Source organism: Kitasatospora sp. NPDC005748 (genome assembly GCF_040630735.1).
In the GTDB taxonomy this organism is placed as follows: Bacteria; Actinomycetota; Actinomycetes; order Streptomycetales; family Streptomycetaceae; genus Kitasatospora.
The window spans coordinates 111,008-114,784 of record NZ_JBEXYD010000020.1 but is presented as its reverse complement, the minus strand read 5'-3'; the positions used below and the strand labels follow the sequence as shown (position 1 = coordinate 114,784).

2 protein-coding genes and 1 pseudogene are annotated in these 3,777 nt (G+C 71.8%); 1 reads left to right on the top strand and 2 read right to left on the bottom strand.

Translation table 11 applies throughout. The annotated features are described in order from the left end of the window. Positions 1-372: 372 nt before the first annotated feature. Positions 373-1,581 (bottom strand): MFS transporter, encoded by a 1,209-nt coding sequence (locus ABZ495_RS17675; protein WP_359836698.1) that lies wholly within the window; start codon positions 1,579-1,581, stop codon positions 373-375. Between the two features lie 428 nt (positions 1,582-2,009). Here ABZ495_RS17675 and ABZ495_RS17670 point away from each other — a divergent pair, with 428 nt between their 5' ends. Beyond that, positions 2,010-3,356 (top strand): dicarboxylate/amino acid:cation symporter, encoded by a 1,347-nt coding sequence (locus tag ABZ495_RS17670; RefSeq protein ID WP_329489225.1) that lies wholly within the window; start codon positions 2,010-2,012, stop codon positions 3,354-3,356. 112 nt (positions 3,357-3,468) lie between these two features. Here ABZ495_RS17670 and ABZ495_RS17665 read toward each other — a convergent pair. Further along, positions 3,469-3,777: pseudogene (locus ABZ495_RS17665) on the bottom strand (hypothetical protein); the annotation flags it as partial.

Here is a 3,777-nt window from a genome sequence, read left to right as displayed (position 1 = left end):
GCCGTACTCGCCGATCGGCAAGTACGGCTCGATCAACACCCACTCCGCATCTGTCAGTTGCGCTCGCGTCACACACCACGGTCTACCGGATCAGGTCCCGCCGCGAAGGTGAATCGCCAAGATTGATCACGACCGAATACGTGCCCTAGCTCGGACAGGTGAAATGCCGTCAGGACGTCTCGCGCCGCAGCGGCGGGCGAATCAACCGACGACGAGATTCCGGCGTGCGGACGCTCCGATCAACGGTCTGATCACCGACACCCCTGCCGGTCGGGACGGAGTTCGTCGGCCGGACCCCGTCGACGGTCAGTGACCGCGCCCGTCGGCCAGACCACCCGGTCCGACGGGCGCGGTCACGTATGAGGGGTGGGTTCAGCCCACCGGGACCGGCTGCGCCACCGGGGCCGCCGGCAGCGGCTGGAACCAGCGGCGGGCGCCGAACAGCAGCAGCCCGCCCAGGCCGATCCCGCCGGCCGCGCAGAGCGCCACCGGGCGCAGCGAGTTCTCGGCGAGGTTGCCGGAGACGGCGTAGCCGAGCGAGTTGCCGGTCGCGAACAGCGTCACCAGCCAGGCGAACGCCTCGGTCACCGTGCCCACCGGGGCCAGCTCGGCGACCAGGACGAACGCGGCCGCAAGCAGCGGGGCCAGCCCGATCCCGGACAGGAAGGCCAGCGCGGCCATCGCGTACGGCCCGGGCAGCAGCACCAGCGGGAGGTAGGAGACGGCCATCCCGAGCGCCATCACCCAGGTGCGGGTCGCCGTTCCGCTGCGCCAGCGCACCGCCCCGTACCCGAGCGCGCCGAGCAGTCCGCCCAGCGCGGCCAGCGCCAGCAGCGTCCCCGCGCCGCCCGGCAGGCCGCCCTCGTGCGCCTCCGCGTAGGCGATGAACAGCACGTTCTGGGCACCGACCGCCCAGCCGGCGCCGGCCAGGCCGATCAGCAGCAGTACCAGGCCGGGCGAGCGGAGCGGCCCGAGCAGACCGGCCGAGTGCGCGCGCGGCGGTGCCTGCCACGCCCGGGCCGGTCCGGCGGTGGCCACCACCAGGGCCCCGGCCAGCCCCAGCCCGGCCGCCACCCAGAGCGCCGCGACCGGGCTGAAGACCCCGGCGATCCCGGCCACCGCGAGCGGGCCGGCCACGTAGAGGATCTGCTGCGAGGCGGAGTCGAAGGCGTACGCGGTGTCGAGCTGCTCCTCGGCGACGACATCCGGCCAGAGCGAGCGCAGGCAGGGTTCGAGCGGCGGCATGGCCAGTCCGGCGATCGCGGCGCCGACCGGTGCGGCCAGCGCCGAGCCCGGCGCGAGTGCCAGGAGCGCGTACCCGCCGCCCGCGACCACGGCGGAGGCGAGCAGCACCCGCGGCTGGCCGGTGCGGTCCACGATCCGGCCGAGGACCGGCCCGCCCACGGCGGCCGAGATCGCGTAGGCGGCGGTGGCCAGCCCGATCCGGCTGTAGGGGGTGCCGGCCTCGCGCAGGGCCAGCGCGATCACCAGGGCGGTCATACCGGCGGGGAGGCGGCCGAGCAGGGTGCCGAGGAGCAGACGGCTGACGTGCGGGGCGCGGAGCAGGGCGGCATAGCCCATGGACGGTTCTCCGGGTCGGGGCAGGGGAGGGCGGGGACTCCCTCTAAGTTATACGTATAACTGCTGAGCGGTCAATCGGACCCGTGGCGCGATCTGATGGTGCGTCAGCCTCGTTCGTGTCCGGATTTACCCTTGCGCGGGTCACATCTCAAACAAGTACTTTGAACATCTCAAACCTTTACTGCTAACGTATCGGCCATGACCACCTCAGGAGCAGCGCGGATGTACGGCCCGGGCCCGGTGCCCACGGCCGCCCGCGAGTGCTGCCTGACGGGTGCTGTGGACAGCGCGCGCCGTTGTCGTGCCATGAGCTGTATCCAGGCGGCACGCCCCTGACGGGGCCGCGTCCTCCCGTCCGGCCCACCCGCCGTGCCGCCTTCCCCGCCTCACCCCACCGTCAGCAACGCCCTCCCCGGAGCCGCACCGTCATGTCCACAGCGCCCGAGGCGACCTCGTCGCCGTCCGTGCTCGCCAGAATCCGCAAGACCCCGTTCTGGGTCCAGATCGTCGCCGGCCTCGTGCTCGGCGTCGGCCTCGGCTACCTGGCCCGCGCGGCCGACATCTCCTGGCTGGCCACCACCCTGGAGACGATCGGCAAGATCTTCGTCCAGCTGCTGAAGCTGGCCGTCCCGCCGCTGGTCTTCACCGCGATCGTGGTGTCGGTCGCCAACCTGCGCAACGTCACCAACGCGGCCCGGCTGGCCGCCCGGACGCTGCTCTGGTTCCTGATCACCTCGCTGATCGCCGTCGCGATCGGCCTCGGCCTGGGCCTGCTGACCAACCCGGGCCACGGCACCGACCTGAAGACCGAGGGCCTGAAGGCGCCGAAGTCCACCGGTAGCTGGATCGACTTCCTGACCGGCATCTTCCCGACCAACATCGTCACCGCCTTCACCGAGGTCGAGGTCCTGCAGATCGTCTTCCTGGCGGTCGTGACCGGCGCGGCGATCATCAAGCTGGGCAAGAAGGCCGAGCCCGTCCTCAAGCTCAGCGAGTCCGTCCTGGAGCTCGTGCAGACCGCCCTCTGGTGGGTCATCCGGCTCTCGCCGCTCGGCACCCTCGGCCTGATCGGCAAGTCCGTCGCCAAGTACGGCTGGGACCTGCTGAAGCCCTTCGCCACGCTGACCATCGACGTCTACGTCGGCTGCGCCCTGGTGCTGTTCGTGGTCTACTCCCTGCTGCTGAAGTTCGTCGGCGGCCTCAACCCGCTGAACTTCTTCAAGGGCGCCTGGCCGGCCATCCAGCTGGCCTTCGTCTCCCGCTCCTCGGTCGGCACCCTGCCGGTCACCCGCCGCGTCACCGAGCGCCTCGGCGTCCCGAGCGAGTACGCCTCGTTCGCCGTGCCGTTCGGCGCGACCACCAAGATGGACGGCTGCGCCGCGATCTACCCCTCGCTGGCCGCGATCTTCGTCGCCCAGGTCTACGGCATCGACCTCGGCATCAAGGACTACCTGCTGATCGCCTTCGTCTCGGTCATCGGCTCGGCCGCCACCGCGGGCCTCACCGGCGCGATCGTGATGCTGACCCTGACCCTCTCCACCCTGGGCCTGCCCCTGGAGGGCGTCGGCCTCCTCCTCGCCATCGACCCGATCCTCGACATGGTCCGCACGGCGACGAACGTCGCCGGTCAAGCGGTCGTGCCGGTCCTGGTGGCGGCCCGGGAGAAGACGCTGGACCTGGTCGCCTACAACAACCCGCACGGTGACCTGTACGACGACGCCCCCGCGGCGGCCGTCCCGGCGCAGGCCTCCGCGAAGGCCCCCGCCGCGGCCTGACAGCCGCGCCCGCAGCACCACGGGCCCTCTCCCCACGCCGGGGGAGAGGGCCCGTTGCCGTCGGTTCAGCGGGCGGACGGCCCGGCGGCCCGCCCGGGCGACGGCCGCCGGTTCACCAGCGGCCGGTGAGCGGGGTGTCGGTGGCCTCGCCGAAGCGGAGGCTGTAGAGCGGAGCGCCGGAGTCCTGGAACGCGCCGTAGAAACTCGCCGCGCCCGGCCGGTAGATGCCGACCTTGTCCGTCCCGCTGCCGTTCCAGTCGCCCTTGACCGGGATGTCGCCGGTGTCGCCGAACAGGACCGTGTGGTCGACGCCGATCGACGTGTTGGAGTCGCTCAGGTAGAACCCGTGCGTGCTCGGCCGGAAGATGCCGATGGTGTCCTTGCCGTCGCCGTTCCAGTCGCCCACCATCGGGACGTCGCC

What these genes read in the sequence shown, in the direction of transcription:
- ABZ495_RS17670 (WP_329489225.1), top strand. Translation starts at nt 2,010, where the DNA reads ATGTCCACAGCGCCCGAGGCGACCTCGTCGCCGTCCGTGCTCGCCAGA.
- ABZ495_RS17675 (WP_359836698.1), bottom strand. Translation starts at nt 1,581, where the DNA reads ATGGGCTATGCCGCCCTGCTCCGCGCCCCGCACGTCAGCCGTCTGCTC.